Source organism: Streptomyces sp. NPDC047453, assembly GCF_040643155.1.
Lineage (GTDB): Bacteria > Actinomycetota > Actinomycetes > Streptomycetales > Streptomycetaceae > Streptomyces.
Map to the genome: position 1 here is coordinate 1 of NZ_JBEYTS010000030.1, position 18,995 is coordinate 18,995.

Below are 18,995 nucleotides of genomic sequence, written 5' to 3' on the forward strand. Positions count from 1 at the left end.
CAGCTCTGCTCGGCCTGCGGGTTCCGGGACGGGCCCAAGCCCCTCCACGTCCGCGCATGGACGTGCCAGAACTGCGGCACCATCCACGACCGGGATCACAACGCAGCGAAGAACGTCCTGTGCGAAGGACGTCGGATCGTCGCCGCCGGACGGGCGGAGACGCTAAACGCCTCGCCGAGCGCAGGTAAGACCAGGACTTTGGGCCCGGCACAGCGCGTTGAAGCAGGAAGCCCTCGAGACGGCCAGCCGACCGTGGCAGGAATCCCCGTCCTTTAGGACGGGGAGCACGTCAATTGAAGAAGTTTTCACATCATGGGCGCACGTCGGCCCGGGGCGCGGAAGACCTAGACCTCGAGCTGTTCCTCGACGCGCTTGAGCTGGTGGCGGGCCATCGCCAGATTCGAACGGGACTTGTCCAGGACCAGATAGAGGAACAGGCCGTTGCCGTCGCGTCCGGTGACCAGGCGGATCAGGTGGTACTGGTCGCCGAGCGTGATCAGCACGTCCTGGATCTGACTGTTCAGGCCCAACTGCTCCATGGTGCGCACCTTGGCGCGGATGACGTCCGTGTTCCCCGCCGCGGCGATGGTCAGATCGAGATCCTTGCCTCCGCCCAGGGTTCCCAGGGCCATTCCGCTGGTGTAGTCGACGACCGCCGCGCCCAGCGCCCCCTCGACCGCGGTCATCATTTCCTTCAGCGACACTTCCACACTCGCCACGGTGCCTCCCCTTGATCATCGGCTGAGTCCGGACGGCCCGGGCCGACCGGTGATCGCACCGTAGGCGCGCGGCCCGGGAGTTCGAGTGGAGGTCTTCAAGACTGACGGCCATTGATCGAAGCGTGTCGTATGCGAACACTTTGTCGACTGCAACTGACCTTTCGCTTCTCTGTACCCACGCGTCCCGGAGGTCAGGGGACGCGCAGGGCCAGGATGGCGATGTCGTCGTGCTGGTCGTCGCTCAACCGGGTGAGCAGTTCGTCGCGGAAGACCGCCAGCGGTTCCCGGGCCAGCGCGGCCGCGTGCTGGCGCAGCCGGGTGAGACCGCGGCCGATGTCCTCACCGGGGCGTTCGATGAGGCCGTCGGTGTAGAAGAGCAGTGTGCTTCCGGGCGGCAGGGTGACCGCCGCGGTCTCGCGCTCGAGCGCGGGGTCGACTCCCAGCACGGGGGCGTGCCCTTCCTCCAGCAGGAGAGTGCGGCCGTCGGGCTGGGCGAGCAGCGGCGGAAGGTGGCCGGCGTTGCTCATGAGTAGCTGCCACGGTCCGCCGGGAGGCGTCTCGATGCGGGCGATGACGGCCGTGACGAGTTCGATGCTGGTCAGGCCCTGCATGACCCGGTCCAGGCGGTTCATCACTCCGGCCGGGTCGTCCCCGCTGTCGTAGGCGAGCGCGCGCAGCATGTTGCGCAACTGGCCCATGCGGACGGCGGCCGCCAGGTCGTGGCCGACCACGTCCCCGATCGCGAGAATCACCGAGCCGTCGGGGAGCGGGAAGGCGTCGTACCAGTCGCCGCCGACCTCGGCCCGCTCGCGGGCGGCCACGTAGCGGGTGGCGAGCTGGAGGTGCCCGAGCCCGGTCAGATCGGGCAGGAGGGAGAGCTGGAGCTGCTCCGCGGTGTGCTGTTGCAGCGCGTACAGGCGCGCGTTGTCCAGCGCGAGGCCCGCGCGGTGTCCCAGGTCTGCGGCGAGTGCCTGCTCCTGCTCGTCGAAGGGGACGGCCGGGGCGCGGCGGACGAAGGTGAGCGCCCCGAGGGCCTCCCGCCGTACGCCCATGGGCACGATCAACGCGGTCTCGGCGCCCAGCATGCGGTAAAGGGCCCACTGCGCGGCGTGCAGGGAGTCGTCAGGATCGGGCATGTCGAAGTCGGTGACCACCATGGGGCCCGCGCCGCGCAGCACCTTCGCCAGAGCGGCAGCCGAGTCGTCCGGCCCGGGCAGGAACCCACCGGGCAGTACCCGCAGCACCCGCTCCGCGTCCCGGTCCGTGACGGTGAGTCGGCGCAGCCCGTTTCCCTCGACCATGTCGACGACGCAGGCGTCGGCCAGATGCGGAACCACCACCCGGGCCAGGCGGCGCAGCGACTCCTCCGCGTCCAGGCCCGAGGCCAGGGCGCGGCTCGCCTCGGCGAGCAGACGCAGACGGGCCGCAGCGACCTCCGGCGTGGATCCCGCCTTAGGTTCCGTCGACGGTGAGGGCTTCCGCTTCATCACGTTCCTTCCTCATGCGCCTGTCGTCATACTCTGTCACCCTTCGCCGGGGGTGCTGCGCCGTCCGACGCGGTGAAGGCGGGTGAGCGGTTCGCCGCGGATGTACGGTGGCCGACGTCGAAAATTTCGCCGTGCTCTACGAAACGGCTGGAACTTCCCGCTGCGTGGAGCCGCAGGCGCCCACCGGCCCCGTCGGTTTCCCCTCATCCGCCCGCTTTGCTAGGCCGGTCGAGCGCCGAAGGCAGTGCCGGAATGGCCAAACTGAGCCGGCCCAGTTCCCGGGTGTTGTCATGCCCCGACCTCGTTCCTACGTTTGGGAGCGCTCCCAGGACCCACTGCGCCGTCAGGTCCGAGTGGAAGACGTCGCTGCAGCAGAGCATCCAGAAGTTCCTGCTGGGCACGGGCAGCGGCTTCGGCGTGTTCAGGATCGCCCCCGGCAAGTCCGGCAACCTGTCCACGTGGCGGGACTGGCAGACGCCGACCCTGACCGACGGCGGAGGCGGCAGCGGTGGTGACCCGGGCGGTGGTGGCACCAACGGCACCTGCACCGCCGGCTACCGCAACGTCAACAGCTGGCCCGGTGGCTTCCAGGGTGAGGTGACGATCCGTAACAACGGCACCAGCATGCTCAACGGCTGGACTGCCGGCATGACCTTGGGCTCCGGTCAGTCCATCAGCAGCCTCTGGGACGGAGTGAACACCGGGACCAGCGGATCCGTCACGGTGCGCAACAGCCCGTACAACGGCGCCCTCGCGGCCAGCGGCACTGCCACCTTTGGCTTCACCGCCACCGGCAACTCCACCCCGGCACCCGGGAACATCACCTGCAAGAGCCCCTGAATCCCGCTGCGTTCTGATTCAGGAGTACCACCGGGTCAGCCGGTACCTGGACGGCACCGGCTGACCCGATCCAAATCCCTCTGCGGGGGTGCCCATCGTGGCAAGCCGGCACCCACGCACTTTCCTCCGGAGAGAAGCCGCACACGGATCGACTGCCACATCCCCCGGAGAGGATGGGCGGCCCACCGGCTGGATATTCACATCCAATCCTCCGGGTCAGGACACCGGCAAGGGGTTTCCGGAGGCGTCACTCCAAAAGGGGACCGCGACGGTTTCAATCATTCTCGGCGTACCGCCCACTGGGATTCCCTAGGTCGCGCCCCCGACGGTGTCTTGCTTTGTGAGACAGACGAGTTGCTCGTGGCCGTTCGGCGCGGCGGCCGGCAGCGCCTGGCCGGGCGGCGCCGACCCGTCCCCGTGGGAGGGTGCGGCCCCTGGCGGGCCAGACATGAATTACTCCGTACGGGTGATTAAAGCGAATGACCTCTTGTCACTCGATCGGACGTGTGGGTTACTGAGAGTGCGACACCGGCGGGCTGCCCATCCCCGTGCCAGAAGGACGTTGAGACAGGCAGCTGTTGCCGGTTTTCTCCATGCCCAGGGAGATGGCGCAGGCTGCTGTGCGTCCGGCCCTTCGTGCCGGCGCGAGAGTCCGTTCGTTCCCTCCGGGCCCAGCAGTACTCCTGAGCCGTGTCCTTCCATGCCTGAAGCAGCCCGAAAGGGCTGACGGCGCTCGTGCGCCGGCGGCGGTCCCGCTTCTCGGCGGCGGCGCGGACGGTGACTGGTCATTCCGCTGGTTCCTCGCATGTCCCCACCAGAGACGAAGGAGTGTCCCCATGCCCATTTCTCCGAATCAGGGTTCCACCGGCGGAGGCACGCTGGTGACCATCAGCGGTACCAACCTCTCCAACACCAGCGCGGTGATGTTCGGCACCAAGCCCGCCACGAGCGTCACCAACGTCTCACCGACCCAGGTCACCGCGGTCTCCCCCTCGGGGGCGGGCTCGGTCGGGGTCACCCTGACCACCCCGGGCGGGACGAGCAACCCGGTGTCGTTCTTCTACGTCGGCGCCCCGTTCAAGTCCTCCCTGGGCTCCAGCTCGGGGCCGCTGGCCGGCGGCAACACCATCACCGTCAACGGCACCGGCCTGTCGACCGCGACCAGCGTGTCCTTCGGCGGGAACACCGCCACCCCCACGGTGAACTCCGACAGCTCCATCAGCGTCGTCGTGCCGGTGGGCGCGGCGGCCGGGCCGGTGCCGGTCACCGTGACGACCGCGGGCGGCAGCAACAACGGCCTGTCCTACACCTACATCGACGACCCCACGATCGTGTCCGTCAACCCGACCTCGGGACCGACCTCCGGCGGCACGGCGGTGACCATCACGGGCACCAACCTCGACAGCACCAGCTCGGTCACCTTCGGCGGCACCGCCGCGCCGTTCTCGGTCATCAACGCCACCACCTTGTCGGCGGTCGCGCCGCCCGGCACGGCCGGTGCCGTCGACGTCGTGGTCATCAACCCTGCCGGGTCCGCCACCGCCGCCGGCGGATTCACCTACGTCGCCGGCCCCGGCATCTGATCCAGCAGCCCCGTACCGGGGATGCACACGACACCCGTCCGAACGCAGTCCCCTCCTGCGCTCGGACGGGTGTCCCCCGCTCCGGCCGTCGTCGCCCGAGCCGGTCCGCCGCAGTGTTGCCTGAAGGAGTACAGCCATGGCTGCCCCCACCGTCTCCTCGATCAGCCCCAACCAGGGGCCGTCCTCAGGCGGGAACATTGTCACCGTGACCGGTACCGGCTTCACCGGTGCGACAGCCGTCCAGTTCGGCGGCAGAGCCGCCACCTCGTTCACCGTCCTCAGCGGCACACAGCTCACGGCGGTGCCTCCTTCCGGCACCGGCGCGGTCAACGCCACCGTCACCACCAGCCAGGGCACCAGTACCCAGACGGTCACGTACACCTACGTCGCCGCCCCCGCCGTATCGGGAGTGACGCCCGGTCAGGGGCCCGTCTCCGGGGGCATTACGGTGACGCTGACCGGCACCAACCTGACGGGGGCGACAGGGGTGTTCTTCGACGGGATCGCGGCGACGTCGTTCACCGTTCTCTCCGCCACGAGGATCATCGCGGTGCCCCCCGCTCACGCCTCCGGTGCCGCGGCGGTCACGGTGACCACCCCTGGCGGCACCAGCAACCCCGACGACCCCAGCGCGTACTTCTACTACGCCCCCGTTCCGTCGCTGACCCACATCGAGCCGCCCGCCGGACCCTCGGCCGGCGGATCCGCGGCGACCTTGACCGGCAGCGGGCTTCTCAACGCGACGGCGGTGCGCTTCGACACGGCGGCGGCCTCGTTCACCGTCGTCTCCGCCACTCGCATCACCCTGGTGACGCCGGCTCACGCGGCCGGTGCCGCGGCGGTCACGGTGACCACCCCCGGCGGCACCAGCAACCCTCTCGGCTACGTCTACCTCGACGCCCCCACCCTGACCTCCGTGACCCCCGATCAGGGGCCGGCGTACGCGGGCGCCGTCGTCACGCTGACCGGTACGAACCTCAACGCCACGACCGGCGTGGAGTTCGGCGGCGTCCCAGCGGCGTTCACCGTGCTCTCCCCGACGAGCGCCACGGCTGTCGCGCCCGCCGGTGCCGCCGGAGCGGTCACCATCACGGTCACCACTCCCGCCGGCGTCAGCAACGGGCTCACCTATACCCGGATCGCGGGCCCCGCGATCTGACCCGTGAGGCCGACCCGACTGGGGCGCCACCTGACCGCATGCCAACTTGCCGTGGAACCAGTCAGGTTGAAAAGCAGCCCACTGCCCCATGGGAATTTGTTCGTGTCATAACAGTATTATGAACTGAATATGCGCTTTTCTCTTTACGTCTCCCTTCATCACAGGCGAAGAGCGGAAGGCGTGGTGTTTCTTGATGCGAAGGCTTACCTTTCTGTCGCTGGCCCTGGGGGCGGTGAGCCTCGGTCTGGCATGTGAGCTGCAAGGGTCCGTGGCGGTGGCTGCCCCGGGGCTGACGGACGCGGTGCGCTCGCATGTCGCTCCCGCACACGTGGAACGGAGCGTGTTCGCGGCGGCGATTCCCGGGACCGTCACGGCCAGGACGAGCTTGAGCATCCGCGCCCAACCGACGGTCAGGTCTGCCGAATTGGGGAGCTATTCCAGCGGGGCGCGGATCAGCGTCTGGTGCCAGGCGCTGGGCGAGAGCGTCGGCGGAGACCCGGTGTGGTACCGGCTCGCGAACCGCTCAGGCTGGGTGGCTGCCCGCTACGTCAGGGTCTCGAGCACCGCCCCGTCGTGCGGGCAGCCCGGACCCCAAGGGCCACAGGGTCCACAGGGCGCGACGGGCTCGACGGGGGCGACCGGGGCGAAGGGTGACAGGGGCGACAAGGGTGACACGGGCGCGACCGGGCCGCAGGGCTCGACGGGGGCGACCGGGGTGAAGGGCGACAAAGGTGATACGGGCGCGACCGGGCCGCAGGGCTCGACGGGCGTGACCGGAGTGAAGGGCGACAAGGGCGACAAGGGTGACGCCGGTGCCACCGGGCCGCAAGGTGCTGTGGGAACTGCGGGGCCACAGGGGCAGAGCGGTGCCATGGGTCCTCAGGGTGGGGCAGGGGTTGCCGGGCCGCAGGGGGTTACGGGCGCCAGCGGACCGCAGGGCGTGATGGGTGCTTCCGGGCCCCAGGGCGACACCGGTGCCAGGGGCCCGCAGGGCTACACGGGTGCCACTGGCCCGCAGGGTGTTACCGGATCGCAGGGCACGGCGGGTGTGAAGGGTGACAAGGGTGACAAGGGTGACGCGGGTGCCACCGGCCCGCAGGGTGCTACCGGATCGCACGGCGACACCGGTGCCACCGGCCCGCAGGGTGTGCAGGGATCCTCGGGCGTCGCCGACATCACTACGGTCGTCGGAGACGACGTGACGCTGACACCGGGGCAGACGCGCGCCTTGGTCGCTGTGTGCCCGGCGGGACAGCATGCGGTCAGCGGGGGCTGGGTCGGGGGCGACGAGGTCATCCCTGTGAACAGCTACCGGAGCACGAGCAAGAAACCCGATGACAGCTGGACCGTGAACTTCCACAACACCTCCGCCACTCAGAACTACGACGTCACCCCCCTTGTCTATTGCGCACCGTGATGACTCGGTTCGGGACTGTGAAGTGAGCGTTGCGGGGACCCCGGCCGGCCCTGCCAGGGCCGGCCGGGGTCCCCGCACGAGTGCTTCCTGAGCCCGGCCGAGTCGTCCGGGTTCGCCGCGAGGGAGCTGCTATGGCGGACGGTGCGCGAGGATGGAAGAGAGAATGGATAAAAGAGATGTATCCAGACACATCCATACCAGCTCACAGGAGAGGAGGAGCGGGGATGGTTACGGCAGCCGAGACCGTGCTCGAGCCCACCGAGCGTGTCCGGGCCCAGAAGAAGATGTCGGACGCTGGACTGACCACGCTCGAGCCCGCGGCACGCGTGCGGGCCCAGAAGGGGCAGTACGGGACCCGGAGCACGCGAGTGTTCACTGAGCGTACGCAAGCCCGGAACGGGACCGGTGAGGCTCACCCCGACGGGGGTGTCCACCTGCGCACTCGCATGTTCCGCGCCCCGGTTCCGATCCCGTACCTCAGCCTGGAGAACGTGCCCACCCGGGCCCTGGTCTTCTACGGGGGCCTGGGAGCCCTCGCTGTCGCGGGGGCCCTTGAGTGGCCGGTCGCCCTGGCCGTCGGGGGAGCCACCTGGCTCGTTCGCAGCAGGCGGAAGGAAGGGCGCTGAAACGCGGTAGAGCCAGTGGGGAGCGGTGCCCGGCAGCGCGAGGCTGCCGGGCGCTCCCAGTGGCGCCGCCCGATCTTCAGTCCACGGGAACGAGGGTCAGGTAGGCCATGCCCAGGACGCCGCGATAACCCCGGAGCCACATGTCGCGGTGGCGGTCGACGCGGTCGCGGGTCTCCTTCGCGAGGGGATGATCGGGGTGGGTGGCGAGCCATTCCTCGACGTCGGACTGGTAGGCGGACTCGAATTCCTCCCATTCGTCGTCGCTCGCGGTCTCGATCCACGCCGGACGGAACCCCGCGGCGACGGCGAGGTCGACGAGGTCGGCGACGTGGTGGAACTCGGAGGCGGACGCGTCAGGCCACATGGCCGCCAACTCGTCCGGAGCGGGCGGACGTTGCCAGAACCCCTCACCGAGCAGGACACGGCCGCCCGGGGTGACCAGACGCCGAAGGGCGTGGAGGGCGGCAGTGGTGTGCTCGGGGGGTCGGGCCTCGCTGAGGGCGTGACTGGCGCCGAGGCAGAGTACGAGGTCCGCGGGGCCTCGAGAGGTGTCGACGGCGGACTCCTGGGCGAAGCGGGCGCGCTCGGCCAGCCCGCGGCTCTCGGCGTTGGCGCGCCCCCGGGCGAGGTCCTCCTCAACGAGGTCGACGCCGACTCCGGTCGCGCCGGGCATCGCCTCGAGGAGGCGGAGCATGAACTCGCCCCAGCCGCAGCCGATGTCGAGCACGGTGGTCGGGGCTGCCTGCCCGGCCGGGGAGGTGAGCCGCCGGATCATCCTGGCGGCCCGGTCCTCGGAGAGCGGTCCGTGGAAGGTGAGTCGGGTCAGCCGCGGCGGGGCAGTGATGTCATTCATGATCCTGAACGGTAGGGAGGACACGGCGGTCGGCGACACCTGTTTTTCCTGCGGCGGTGCCGAGGCGGGTGGTCGCCGGCCGCCTCGCCCGGCCGGCGTCCCGGCCGACGTCACGGGCTCGTGAGGATGACGAGTCGCTGGGTCGCCCTGGTCATGGCGACATAGCGGTCGATCGCTCCTTCGACGCCCTCGCCGAACGTCTCCGGGTCGACGAGGACGACCAGGTCGAATTCGAGTCCCTTGGACAGCTCCGGGGTGAGCGACCGGACGCGAGCCGTGCTCGGGAACGTCGGATCGCCGATGACGCAGGCGATCCCGTCGGCATGTGCGGCGAGCCAGGTGCCGAGGATCGAGTGCAGGTCCGCGGTGGATCCGTGCATGACGGGGGCGCCGCTGCTGCGGACGGAGGTCGGCACGTTGGCGTCCGGAAGCACGGCCCGGATGACCGGCTCGGCTTCCGCCATGATCTCTTCCGGCGTCCGGTAGTTGATGCTCAGGGACGCCAGGTCGATCCGGTCGAGCCCGATCCGTTCGAGCCGCTCCCGCCACGACTCCGTGAACCCGCGCCTGGCCTGGGCACGGTCCCCGACGATGGTGAAGCTCCGGGACGGGCACCGCAGCAGCAGCATCTGCCACTCCGCGTCGGTCAGTTCCTGGGCCTCGTCGACGACGATGTGCGCGAACGGGCCGGCGAGCTGGTCCGGGTCGGCGGTGGACAGTTCGGACTCGTCGACCAGGCTGACCTCGGCGTCCTCACCTCGCAGCATCGTCACCAGGCCCTCGCCGTCGTCCCCGTCGGCCCCGGAGTCGGCCGCGGCGGCGATCAGGTTGTCGACGACCTGCGCCATGCGCTCGCGCTGGGCGGCGATGACGGCCTCGTGCCGGGCCTTGCGCCGTGACGTCTCGGGGTCGCCGAGGCGCTGCCGCGCCGCGTCCAGCAGCGGCAGGTCGGACACCGTCCAGGCCTGGGCATCCGGGCGCTGGAGCTTTTCGACGTCGCCCGGGCCGAGCCAGGGAGCGCACATCCGCAGATAGGCGGGCACGGACCACAGGTCCCCGACGAGGTCGGTCGCTTCGAGCAGCGGCCAGGCGCGGTTGAAGGTCGTTCGCAGTTCCCCGTGCTGCCGCAGTGATCTGCGCAGCAGGTCGTCCGGGGCGTCGCCGTCGTGCCTGTCCACCAGGATGGTGAGCAGTTCCTCCCAGACCTGGTCGCGTGCCTCGTTGTGCGGGGTACCGGGTTCCGCCGCTTCGAACGCGGCGGCCCAGTCGTCGGCGGTCAGCCGGATGTCGGACCAGTGGGTGGAGACCGTCATCCCCTTGGCGGGCGGCTCCTCGTAGAACCTGACGGCCGGCTCGATCGCCTTCACCAGATCCGCGGACGACTTCAGACGGGCCACGTCCGGATCGGACTCGACCGCCGCCGTGGCCCCTTCGGTGACGAGGTCGCGCAGGGTGCAGGTCTGTACGCCCTCCTCGCCGAGGCTGGGGAGGACGTCGGCGACGTATCCGAGGTAGGGCTGGTGCGGGCCGACGAACAGCAGGCCGCCGCGGCGGTGACCGAGGCGGGGGTCGGAGTAGAGGAGGTAGGCGGCGCGGTGCAGGGCGACGACGGTCTTCCCCGTGCCCGGACCGCCGTCGACGACGAGAGCGCCGCGGGAGCCCGCGCGGATGATGGCGTCCTGGTCGGCCTGGATGGTGCCGAGCACGTCACGCATCCGAGGCGAACGGCTGCTGCCCAGGCTGGCGATGAAGGCGGACTGGTCGTCGAGCGCGGCGTGCCCGGCGAAGTCGTCCGCGGTGAACACCTCGTCCCAGTAGTCGCTGATCCGGCCGCGGGTCCAGCGGTACCTGCGGCGGCTCGTCAGACCCATCGGGTTGGCGTGGGTGGCTCCGAAGAACGGCTCAGCCGCGGGGGAGCGCCAGTCGAGCAGCAGCCGGCGACCCGTGCTGTCCGTGAGGCCGAGCCGGCCGACGTACACGGGCTCGGAGTGGTCCGTGCCGACCATGCGGCCGAGGCACAGGTCCAGGCCGAAGCGGCGCAGTGTGCGCAGGCGAGCGGTCAGCCGGTGGATCTCCAGGTCCCGGTCCAACGCCTGCCGGCCCGTGCCGCCGGGCGCCCTGCGTTCGGCGGCGAGGCGGTCGGACACCTCGACGATCGACTGTTCGAGGCACTCCGCGATGGCCGTGAAGTGCTGCTCGTCGTCGGCGATCAGGGTCGGGTCGGCCTTGGAGGAGAGACGGTCGGGAAGGTCGAAAGCGCTGGTGGTGAGAGGGTTCATGGTCTTCGGTTCCGATCTGGGGTCGCTTGCGACCGTTGCGTGCGGCAAGGTGTCCGGCCCGGCGTGACGTCGGGTGGTCGGGTCGTCGTGTTCCGGTCCCGGCTCGGTGATTCCACGTGGCTCACGCGGGCACCGGCGGCCCTTTCAGCTCATCGCGTCGAGCAGCAGCTTCGCGGCCACCGCCGCTCCGTCGGTGCGGATCATGTCGGCCACGGTGGTCGCTCGTGTGCGGGTGCCGGGGGCCAGGGCCGTCCCGAGTGCGGCCGACAGGGACTCGAAGGTGGGAGTCGGACCGTCGTGTGCCGCGCCGATGCCGAGGTCCGCGACCCGGCCGGCCCAGTACGGCTGGTCCGCCGCCTGGGGCACCACGACCTGAGGCGCCCCGGCCCGGGTGGCCGTCGTCGTGGTGCCCGCGCCGCCGTGGTGCACGACGGCGGCCACCCGGCCGAACAGCGCCTGCTGGTTGACCTCGCCGACGACGCAGCAGTCGTCACGGTCGTCGACCAGGGACAGGTCGGCCCAGCCACGGGCCACGACCGCGCGCCGGCCCTGCGCTCGGATCGCTTCGACGGCCGCCTGGGCGACGTCCGTCGAGGTGCGCATGGGCATGCTGCCGAAGCCCACGTACACCGGTGGCGCCTCGGCGTCCAGGAACGCCGTCAACTCCGCCGGGAGCGGGCGCACGTCGGGCAGGATCCACGCGCCGGTCTGGACGACGTCGAGGTCCGGCGTCCGCTGCCACGGGTCCAGGGCCGGGTCCGTCGCCAGCCACGGCCGGTCGCCGATCACGTAGTCGCGGACGTCGTCCACGGGTGACAGGCCGATCGACGCGCGGTTCGTGTTGAGTGCCTCACCGAACAGCGTGTTGATGCTCTGGGCGTCCAGGTCCCACAGCTCCCGGTTGCCGGTCACGTCCGGCGGGAACGGACGGCCCGGATACGCCAGCGGTGCGTGGTGCGGCGACGGCAGGGTGAGCGGCTGGAAGGTCACGGACACGGAGCGAATACCCAGCTTCTCGGCCACCGACAGCGCGCCGGCCGCGGCCGGCATCATGCCGGTCGCCACCAGCGCGTCGCAGTCCTCGGCCGCCGCGGTGACCGCGTCGAGCTGGCCGGCGATCAGCTCGGCCGCGCGCTGGGGCAGCGACGACGGCGACGGTGCCGCGGTCGTCAGCGCGCGCGCCGACCGGCCGACCGGCACCAGCGGCACGCCGACACCGGCCAACCGCTGCGCGAAGTCCCCGTCCGGCGGCGCGCACACCCGCACCTCCGCACCGAGTTCCCGCAACCGCACCGCGAGTGCCACCAGCGGTTCGACGTCCCCACGCGATCCATACGTCGACAACAACACACGCACTTCGCGACACCCACCCTCGTTTTCTGGCTTCGGCCGGCGATTCTGCGGCACGACGGGGGCCTTGCCGCAAGCCCCCCAGTGCGCTATAAGTTGAGAGTGGAAAGGAGCGGGTGATCTCCTTTCCCTTTCTTTTTGTCCGTGCGATACCGACGGACGATGCCGGTTTTGCGCATATTGCGGACAGGGATATCGACCCGTCCGCCGGCGCGACTCCGTCCGCGCCACCGCGGGGCGTGCTGGATGCGGGGAGCGGCGTCTTTGGCAGATCCCCGGTGTGATCAGTGACAACCAAAGGACCAGTGCCGTGACGGCCTGCAGGCCCGCGTCCCCTGAGGGAGCCTCAGGGGACGCGGGCCGGGGGCCGGGTCAGGCCGGGGGTGGGGTGAGCAGCGGGCGCTGGGCCTTCTTCTGCTGCTCGTACGCGGCGCGGGCCGTGGTGGTCGACGGCAGTGCGGAGACCTCGGCGACCGGGACGTCCCACCAGGCGTCCGAGTCGGGCGCCGGCACCAGGGGGTCGGTCTCCACATGGACGACGGTGGTGCGCTCGGCGGCCAGCGCGGTGGCGAGTGCCTCGCGGAAGCCGTCCAGGCCCTGGGCGCGGATGACGTCCGCGCCCAGGCTCGCCGCGTTGGCGGCCAGGTCGACCGGCAGGGTGTCGCCGTCCAGGTGCCCGGTGGCCGGATCCCGGTAGCGGTAGCGGGTGCCGAACCGGTCGGCGCCGACCGACTCCGACAGCGCGCCGATCGAGGCGTAGCCGTGGTTCTGCACCAGCACCACGACCAACTTGAGGCGCTCGGCCACGGCCGTGGCGATCTCCTGAGCCATCATCAGGTACGAGCCGTCGCCGACCAGTACCACGACCTCGCGGTCGGGCGCGGCCATCTTCACGCCCAGCCCTCCGGCGATCTCGTAGCCCATGCAGGAGTAGCCGTACTCGACGTGGTAGCCCAGCGGATCGCTGGGACGCCACAGCTTGTGCAGGTCGCCCGGCATGGAACCGGCGGCACACACCACCACGTCGCGCTCGTCCATGGCGTCCCGCAGCGCGCCGATGATCTCGCTCTGGGCGGGCAGCGGCCGGTGTCCGGTGAAGGCGGCGTCCGCCACCGCGTCCCAGCCGCGGACCAGTCCGGCCGCGCGCTCACGCCACTCCGGGGCGGCCGACCAGCCGGACAGTGCGGCGCCCAGGGCCTGGATGCCGGCGCGGGCGTCCGCGACCAGCGACACCCCGGCCTGCTTGGCGGCGTCGAACGAGGCGATGTTGAGGTTGACGAAGGCCACCCGCGGGTCCGCGAACAGAGTGCGTGAAGCGGTGGTGAAGTCCTGCCAGCGGGTGCCGATGCCGATCACCACATCGGCGTCGCGGGCCAGGGCGTTGGCGGCGGCGCTGCCGGTGTGGCCGATGGCGCCGACCGCCGCCGGATGGCCGTGCGGCAGCGCGGCCTTCCCGGCCTGGGTGACCGCCACGGGAACGCCGGTGGCGGCGGCGAACTCCGCGAGCGCGGCGCTGGCGTCGGAGTGGATCACCCCGCCGCCGGCCACGATCAGCGGGCGCCGTGCGCCCCGCAGCAGCCGTACGGCGGCGGCCAGTGACGCCTCGTCAGGTGCCGGGCGGCGGACGTGCCACACCCGGCGGGCGAAGAACTCCTCGGGGAAGTCCCAGGCCTCCGCCTGCACGTCCTGCGGCAGGCACAGGGTGACGGCGCCGGTCTCGGCCGGGTCGGTGAGCACCCGCATCGCCTGCACGGCCGAGGAGAGCAGTTGCTCCGGCCGCCAGATCCGGTCGAAGAACCGGGAGACGGGGCGGAAGGTGTCGTTGACGGTGATGTCGGCGGCGTACGGCTGCTCCAGCTCCTGGAGCAGCGGTGAGGCGGCGCGCGAGGCGAAGGTGTCGCCGGGCAGCAGCAGCACCGGCAGCCGGTTGACGGTGGCCAGCGCCGCCCCGGTGACCATGTTGGTGGAGCCGGGTCCCACCGAGGCGGTGCAGGCCAGGGTGGAGAGCCTGCGCCGGGTACGGGCGTAGGCCACCGCGGCGTGCACCATGGCCTGCTCGTTGCGGGCCTGGTAGTAGGTCAGGTCGTCGGGGCGTTCCAGCAGCGCCTGGCCGAGGCCGGCGATGTTGCCGTGGCCGAAGATGCCGAAACAGCCTTCGATCAGCCGCTGTTCGACGCCGTCCCGCTCGGTGTACTGCTGGGCGAGGAACGCCACCAGTGCCTGGGCGGTGGTCAGTCGGCGCACCTGCCCGAGAGACGTGGACGTGGTCATCGCGGCCCTCCCGCGTCGCAGATCGGCACCCGGGGGTCGGCGGCCTGGCCGTCCCAGGAGGCGCGCACCCAGTGGTGGGCCGGGTCGTCGCAGCACGCCATGGTGCGCTGCGGGTCCGGCCCGGCGAGCACATTGAGGTAGTACAGGGGATGTCCCGGTGCGGCCATCGAGGGGCCGTGGTAGCCCCGGGGGACGAGTACCACGTCGCCCTGTCGGACCTCCGCCAGCACGTCCACCCCGTCGACGCCTGCCGCGGCGGGCTCGTACACCCGCTGGTAGCCGAAGCCGTGCGGGCCGGGGCCGCCGATCTCGAAGTAGTAGATCTCCTCCAGCACCGCCTCTCCCGGGCGTCGCTCGTCGTGCTTGTGCGGCGGATACGACGACCAGTTACCGTCGGGGGTGAGCACCTCGACGGCGACCAGGCGGTCGCAGGGGAAGCCTTCGGGGGAGGCGAAGTCGTTCACCTGCCGGGTGGCGGGGCCCGCGCCGCGGATCTCGACCGGCACGGCCTCGGCGGGACCGTAGGCGGGCGCCAGCCGGCGCTCGCAGCGGGCCGCGGGGAGCGCGAACCGCCCGCCGTCCGCCGAGTGGACGGTGAGCCTGGCGTCGCGCGGCGCGTAGGCGAAGTCGGTGACCCGGCTGAAGACGTCGGGGCGGCCGTCGAGGTCGAAGGAGGTGCCGTCGATCTCCACGCGGCAGCCGCCGGACAGCGGCAGCACGATCATCTCGCTGTCACCGGTGTCCAGCGTCCGCGAGGCACCCGGTGCGAGGTCCAGGACGCGCAGGGAGCTGTAGGCCCACCCAGCGTCCTCAGGGGTGACGGTGAGGCGGAATCCGTCCGCCGCGGCGGTGCCGTCGGGCAGGTGCAGCCGACGGGACATCAGGACTCCCGGCCGAGCAGCGAGACGGCGGTGTCCACGGCGCCGGCCACATCGCCGTCGGCGGGGAAGAGCATCGTACGGCCGATGATCAGCCCTCGGACGTGCTCGATGTCCAGCGCGCGCTGCCAGGACGCGTACATGGCGTCGGGGTCGCCGCCGCCCTCGCCGCCCAGCAGCAGGGTGGGCATGGTGGTCGAGGCCATCATCCGCTCCATGTCGGGGACGACCGGGACCTTCAGCCAGGTGTAGGCGGAGGTGCGGCCGAGCGCGGAGGCGATGTTGTTCACCCAGATCTGCGCGTCGGCCTCGAGGATGTTGCGCACCTTGCCGCCCTCGCGCACGGACTTGAACGGTTCGATCAGGGCGAGCAGCCGGCGCTCCGCCAGCTCGTTCACGGCGGTGGCGGTACCACTGAGGGTCTCCGCGGTCCCCGGGTCGGCGGGGTCGACACGGAGCAGCACCTTGCCGCCGTCCAGCCCCGCCTCCTCGATGCCTCGGGCGTCGTAGCAGGTGAAGCGGTCGTCGAGTTCGAACGAGGCGCCGGGTATGCCGCCCCGGTTCATCGAGCCGAGCACCAGCTTGCCGTCAAGGGCGCCGAGCAGCGTCAGGTCCTCGACCAGGTCGGGGGTGCCGAGGAAGCCGTCCACGCCGGGGCGGGAGAGCGCCTCGACGCAGCGGGCCAGCAGCTCGTGCCGGTCGCCCATGGCGGTGGGGTTGCCGCCGGCGGCCACCGCGCCGCGGGCCGGGTGGTCGGCGGCCAGGATGAACAGCGGCCGGGCCAGGTCCGCGCTGTCGAACTTCGGGCGGGCGGCGGCGGCCCGGCGGATCGCGTCCGGGTCGGTGAGCCGGATCCGGGTGACCTCGGCGAGGTCACGGGCGGCGGCGGTGGCGAGGGTGGTGCTCAACGGGGTTCTCCGGTCGTGGTGGTGGCGACGGCGCGCGGGGTGGGGCGGCCGGTCAGCTCGGCGATCTCTTCGGGGGTGGGCATCGCGTCGGCGCAGGCGTGCCGGGAGGCGACCAGGGCCCCGGCGGCGTTGGCGGCGGCCAGGGTGTCGCCCAGCGGCAGTCCGGCCAGCAGTCCGGCGACCAGGGCGCCGCCGAAGGCGTCGCCCGCGCCGAGGCCGTTCACCACCTCGACGGGGATCGGCGGCACCCGTACGTCCTCGGTCGCGGTGCGCGCCAGGACGCCGTGCGGGCCCTGCTTGACCACGGCCAGCCGTACTCCTCGGGCGAGCAGCAGGTCGGCGGCCCGGTCCGGGTCACGGGTGCCCACCGCGACCTCGACCTCGTCGCGGTTGCCGACCGCGACGGTGGCGTGCTCCAGCGCCTGCGCGTAGCGGGCGGGCGCGTCCTCGGGCCGGTCCCAGAACATCGGGCGCCAGTCCAGGTCCAGCACGGTGTCGGTGCTCGGGTCGCGCTCGGCGAGCGCGCGCAGCGTGGTCCCGCGCGACGGCTCGGCGCTCAGGCCGCTGCCGGTGGCCCAGACGACCCGGGCGCCGCGCAGGGCGGGCAGGTCCAGGTGCTCGGGCAGCAGGCGCAGGTCGGGCGCTTCGGGCCGGTAGAAGTACAGCGGGAAGTCGTCCGGCGGGAAGAGCTCGCACAGCACCACCGGGGTCTGGGAACCGGGCACGGTCACCACATGCCGGTCGTCGACGCCGAAGCCGCGCAGCGCGTCGCGGACGAACCCGCCCAGCGGATCGTCGCCGACTCCGGTGACCACCGCGCTGCGCAGGCCGTGCCGGGCGGCGGCGACGGCCACATTGGTGGCGCTTCCGCCGAGGTACTTGGCGAAGGTGCGCACCTCGGCCAGGCCGACCCCGGTCTGCTCCGGGTAGAGGTCGACGCCGACCCGGCCCAGCGTGATCAGGTCGTACGTCACGCGGCGTCCTCCAGGGCCATCGACGCCCGGTCGACGTAGAGGGCGGCGTCGGCGCACTCGATGACCAGGGTCGCGGGCCAGGAGGGGTCGTAGCCGCCGGCGGTGGCCAGGCGGCGCACCGCCTCGCGCTTGTGGGCGCCGTGGACGGTCATCACCGCGCGCCGGGAGTTGGCCACGATGGTGTGCACGCCGACGGTGACGCCGTGCCGGGGCACCTCGTCGAGGGACGCGAAGTCGGGGAAGGTGCCCATGTTGTCGACGCGGGTGGTGTCGGCGAGCTCCACGATCCGGCTGGTGCTGTGGCGGTCGGTGCCGGGCGGGTTGAAGGCGATGTGCCCGTCCGAGGCGCCGCAGGCCAGGATGAACAGGTCGATGCCGCCGCCCTCGGCCAGGCGCCGCTCGTACGCGGACGGGTCCGCGGGGTCGGGGAACCACACCGCGTCGGCGGGGATGCCCCGGGTGGGGCCGGCTGCGGCGTTGAGGGGGGCGACGATCTCCTCGGCGGCGAAGCGGTGGCAGCTGTTGTGCGCGCCGTGGTCGATGTCGTGGAAGCCGCCCGGCACGTCGGGGTCGGGCAGGACGTACTCGTCCATCATGGCGATGACGACGTGCCGCAGGTCGAGCCCGCGCTCGGCGGTCAGGTCGGCCAGTGCCTCGTAGACCGGCTTGGGGCTGCGGCCGCCGGGGCAGCCCAGGACGTAGCGCCGGCCGGAGCCTGCTGCTTCCGCGATCCCGTCCGCGATCTCGCGGGCCAGCTCCGCGCCCAGCTGGGCGGGGCTGTCGAAGACGCGCGGGGGAAGGGGGGCCGACATGGATGTCACTCCTTTACGGCGCCGGCCAGCATGCCGCTGATCATGCGGCGCTGGAGGGCGATGTAGCTGATGAGTACGGGCAGGGCGACGATGACGGCGGCGGCCGCGCTGACGCCCGGGTTGCTGTTGCGCCGGTTGCCCGCGAAGAACGACAGGGCCAGCGGTGCGGTCTGCACGCTGCGGTCGTCCGGGACGAGGACCAGTGCCAGCAGGAACTCGTTCCACGCGAAGAGGAAGAGCAGGGTGGCGAGGGTGCCGATGGCGGGTGCGGCCATCGGCAGCAGGATCGAGCGCAGGGTGCGGAACCTGGAGGCTCCGTCGACCGCGGCGGCCTCGCGCAGCGCCGGCGGTGTGGACACGAAGAAGGTGCGCATCCAGAAGACGGCGAACGGCAGGGAAAGGCCGATCTGCGGCAGGATCAGCGCCCAGTACGTGTTGGTGAGGTGCCAGGAACGCAGCTGGTAGTAGAGCGGGATGACGGTCGCCTCGTACGGCATCACAAGGCCGACCAGCAGCAGTCCCAGGAGCAGTCCCTTGAGCGGGAAGGGGAAGGCCGCGAAGGCGTAGCCGGCCAGTACGGCCAGCACGATGGTGCCCACCACCACGGCGGCGGCCACGATCAGGCTGGACAGCAGCGCCTGGGAGAACAGTCCCCGGCTCCAGGCCTCGGAGAAGTTGTCGAGGCTGATGGAGGTGGGCAGGGTGAAGCCGCTCTGCCGGGTGCCGGGCTTGCTGAGCGCCAGCAGCACCACGGACAGGAAGGGGTACAGGGCGGCGATGGCTGCGACGGCCAGGACGGCGTGTCCGATGACGGTCTGGCGGCGGCTGGTGAGCATCCG

At 71.5% G+C, this 18,995-nt stretch carries 17 protein-coding genes; 6 read left to right on the plus strand and 11 right to left on the minus strand.

Going from position 1 to position 18,995, the window contains the following annotated elements; translation table 11 throughout:
* Positions 1 to 276 (plus strand): zinc ribbon domain-containing protein (locus ABZ818_RS24400; RefSeq protein WP_361418355.1); only part of this gene is annotated, 276 nt, incomplete at its 5' end.
* A gap of 68 nt (positions 277 to 344) precedes the next feature.
* On the opposite strand, the gene ABZ818_RS24405 is transcribed toward ABZ818_RS24400, so the two are convergent.
* Together ABZ818_RS24405 and ABZ818_RS24410 are read right to left on the minus strand one after the other, a co-directional pair.
* Positions 345 to 719, minus strand: coding sequence for a hypothetical protein (locus ABZ818_RS24405; RefSeq protein ID WP_361418357.1), 375 nt, complete (start codon positions 717 to 719; stop codon positions 345 to 347).
* Positions 720 to 910: 191 nt separating this feature from the next.
* Entirely contained in the window at positions 911 to 2,206 is a 1,296-nt protein-coding gene (locus ABZ818_RS24410) for a GAF domain-containing SpoIIE family protein phosphatase (RefSeq protein WP_361418360.1), read from the minus strand.
* Between the two features lie 252 nt (positions 2,207 to 2,458).
* On the opposite strand from ABZ818_RS24410, the gene ABZ818_RS24415 reads away from it, so the two are divergent.
* The 5 genes from ABZ818_RS24415 to ABZ818_RS24435 all read left to right on the plus strand — a co-directional run bounded on the left by ABZ818_RS24415 (position 2,459) and on the right by ABZ818_RS24435 (position 7,831).
* Complete coding sequence (locus ABZ818_RS24415) at positions 2,459 to 3,046, plus strand: cellulose binding domain-containing protein (RefSeq protein ID WP_361418363.1); 588 nt, start codon at positions 2,459 to 2,461, stop codon at positions 3,044 to 3,046.
* A gap of 836 nt (positions 3,047 to 3,882) precedes the next feature.
* Entirely contained in the window at positions 3,883 to 4,629 is a 747-nt protein-coding gene (locus ABZ818_RS24420; protein WP_361418366.1) for an IPT/TIG domain-containing protein, read from the plus strand.
* 136 nt (positions 4,630 to 4,765) lie between these two features.
* A complete protein-coding gene (locus ABZ818_RS24425) occupies positions 4,766 to 5,788 on the plus strand; it encodes an IPT/TIG domain-containing protein (protein WP_361418369.1) in 1,023 nt (340 codons plus the stop codon).
* 1,048 nt (positions 5,789 to 6,836) lie between these two features.
* A complete protein-coding gene (locus ABZ818_RS24430) occupies positions 6,837 to 7,205 on the plus strand; it encodes a hypothetical protein (protein ID WP_361418372.1) in 369 nt (122 codons plus the stop codon).
* 224 nt (positions 7,206 to 7,429) lie between these two features.
* A complete protein-coding gene (locus tag ABZ818_RS24435; RefSeq protein ID WP_361418375.1) occupies positions 7,430 to 7,831 on the plus strand; it encodes a hypothetical protein in 402 nt (133 codons plus the stop codon).
* A 76-nt stretch (positions 7,832 to 7,907) separates the two neighbouring features.
* Here the strand turns inward: ABZ818_RS24435 and ABZ818_RS24440 are convergent, their stop codons facing one another.
* From ABZ818_RS24440 to ABZ818_RS24480, 9 genes are all read right to left on the minus strand, one after another.
* The gene (locus ABZ818_RS24440) at positions 7,908 to 8,684 is read right to left on the minus strand and encodes a class I SAM-dependent methyltransferase (RefSeq protein ID WP_361418378.1); all 777 of its coding nucleotides are present in this window, start codon (positions 8,682 to 8,684) and stop codon (positions 7,908 to 7,910) included.
* A 110-nt stretch (positions 8,685 to 8,794) separates the two neighbouring features.
* Complete coding sequence (helR, locus tag ABZ818_RS24445) at positions 8,795 to 10,963, minus strand: RNA polymerase recycling motor ATPase HelR (RefSeq protein ID WP_361418381.1); 2,169 nt, start codon at positions 10,961 to 10,963, stop codon at positions 8,795 to 8,797.
* 144 nt (positions 10,964 to 11,107) lie between these two features.
* On the minus strand, positions 11,108 to 12,313 hold the full coding sequence (locus ABZ818_RS24450) for a glycosyltransferase (RefSeq protein ID WP_361418564.1): 1,206 nt from the start codon (positions 12,311 to 12,313) through the stop codon (positions 11,108 to 11,110).
* Between the two features lie 372 nt (positions 12,314 to 12,685).
* Positions 12,686 to 14,584 (minus strand): 3D-(3,5/4)-trihydroxycyclohexane-1,2-dione acylhydrolase (decyclizing), encoded by a 1,899-nt coding sequence (gene iolD / locus ABZ818_RS24455; RefSeq protein ID WP_361418383.1) that lies wholly within the window; start codon positions 14,582 to 14,584, stop codon positions 12,686 to 12,688.
* Positions 14,581 to 15,465, minus strand: a complete 885-nt coding sequence (iolB, locus tag ABZ818_RS24460; protein WP_361418385.1) for a 5-deoxy-glucuronate isomerase — start codon at positions 15,463 to 15,465, stop codon at positions 14,581 to 14,583. Before iolB ends, iolD begins: the two co-directional genes overlap by 4 nt.
* The gene (locus ABZ818_RS24465) at positions 15,465 to 16,370 is read right to left on the minus strand and encodes a deoxyribose-phosphate aldolase (RefSeq protein WP_361418387.1); all 906 of its coding nucleotides are present in this window, start codon (positions 16,368 to 16,370) and stop codon (positions 15,465 to 15,467) included. Before ABZ818_RS24465 ends, iolB begins: the two co-directional genes overlap by 1 nt.
* The gene (gene iolC, locus ABZ818_RS24470) at positions 16,367 to 17,332 is read right to left on the minus strand and encodes a 5-dehydro-2-deoxygluconokinase (protein WP_361418567.1); all 966 of its coding nucleotides are present in this window, start codon (positions 17,330 to 17,332) and stop codon (positions 16,367 to 16,369) included. Before iolC ends, ABZ818_RS24465 begins: the two co-directional genes overlap by 4 nt.
* An 8-nt stretch (positions 17,333 to 17,340) precedes the next feature.
* Positions 17,341 to 18,156 (minus strand): 6-phosphogluconolactonase, encoded by an 816-nt coding sequence (locus ABZ818_RS24475; protein WP_361418390.1) that lies wholly within the window; start codon positions 18,154 to 18,156, stop codon positions 17,341 to 17,343.
* Positions 18,157 to 18,161: 5 nt separating this feature from the next.
* On the minus strand, positions 18,162 to 18,992 hold the full coding sequence (locus tag ABZ818_RS24480; protein WP_361418393.1) for a carbohydrate ABC transporter permease: 831 nt from the start codon (positions 18,990 to 18,992) through the stop codon (positions 18,162 to 18,164).
* Positions 18,993 to 18,995 lie beyond the last annotated feature (3 nt).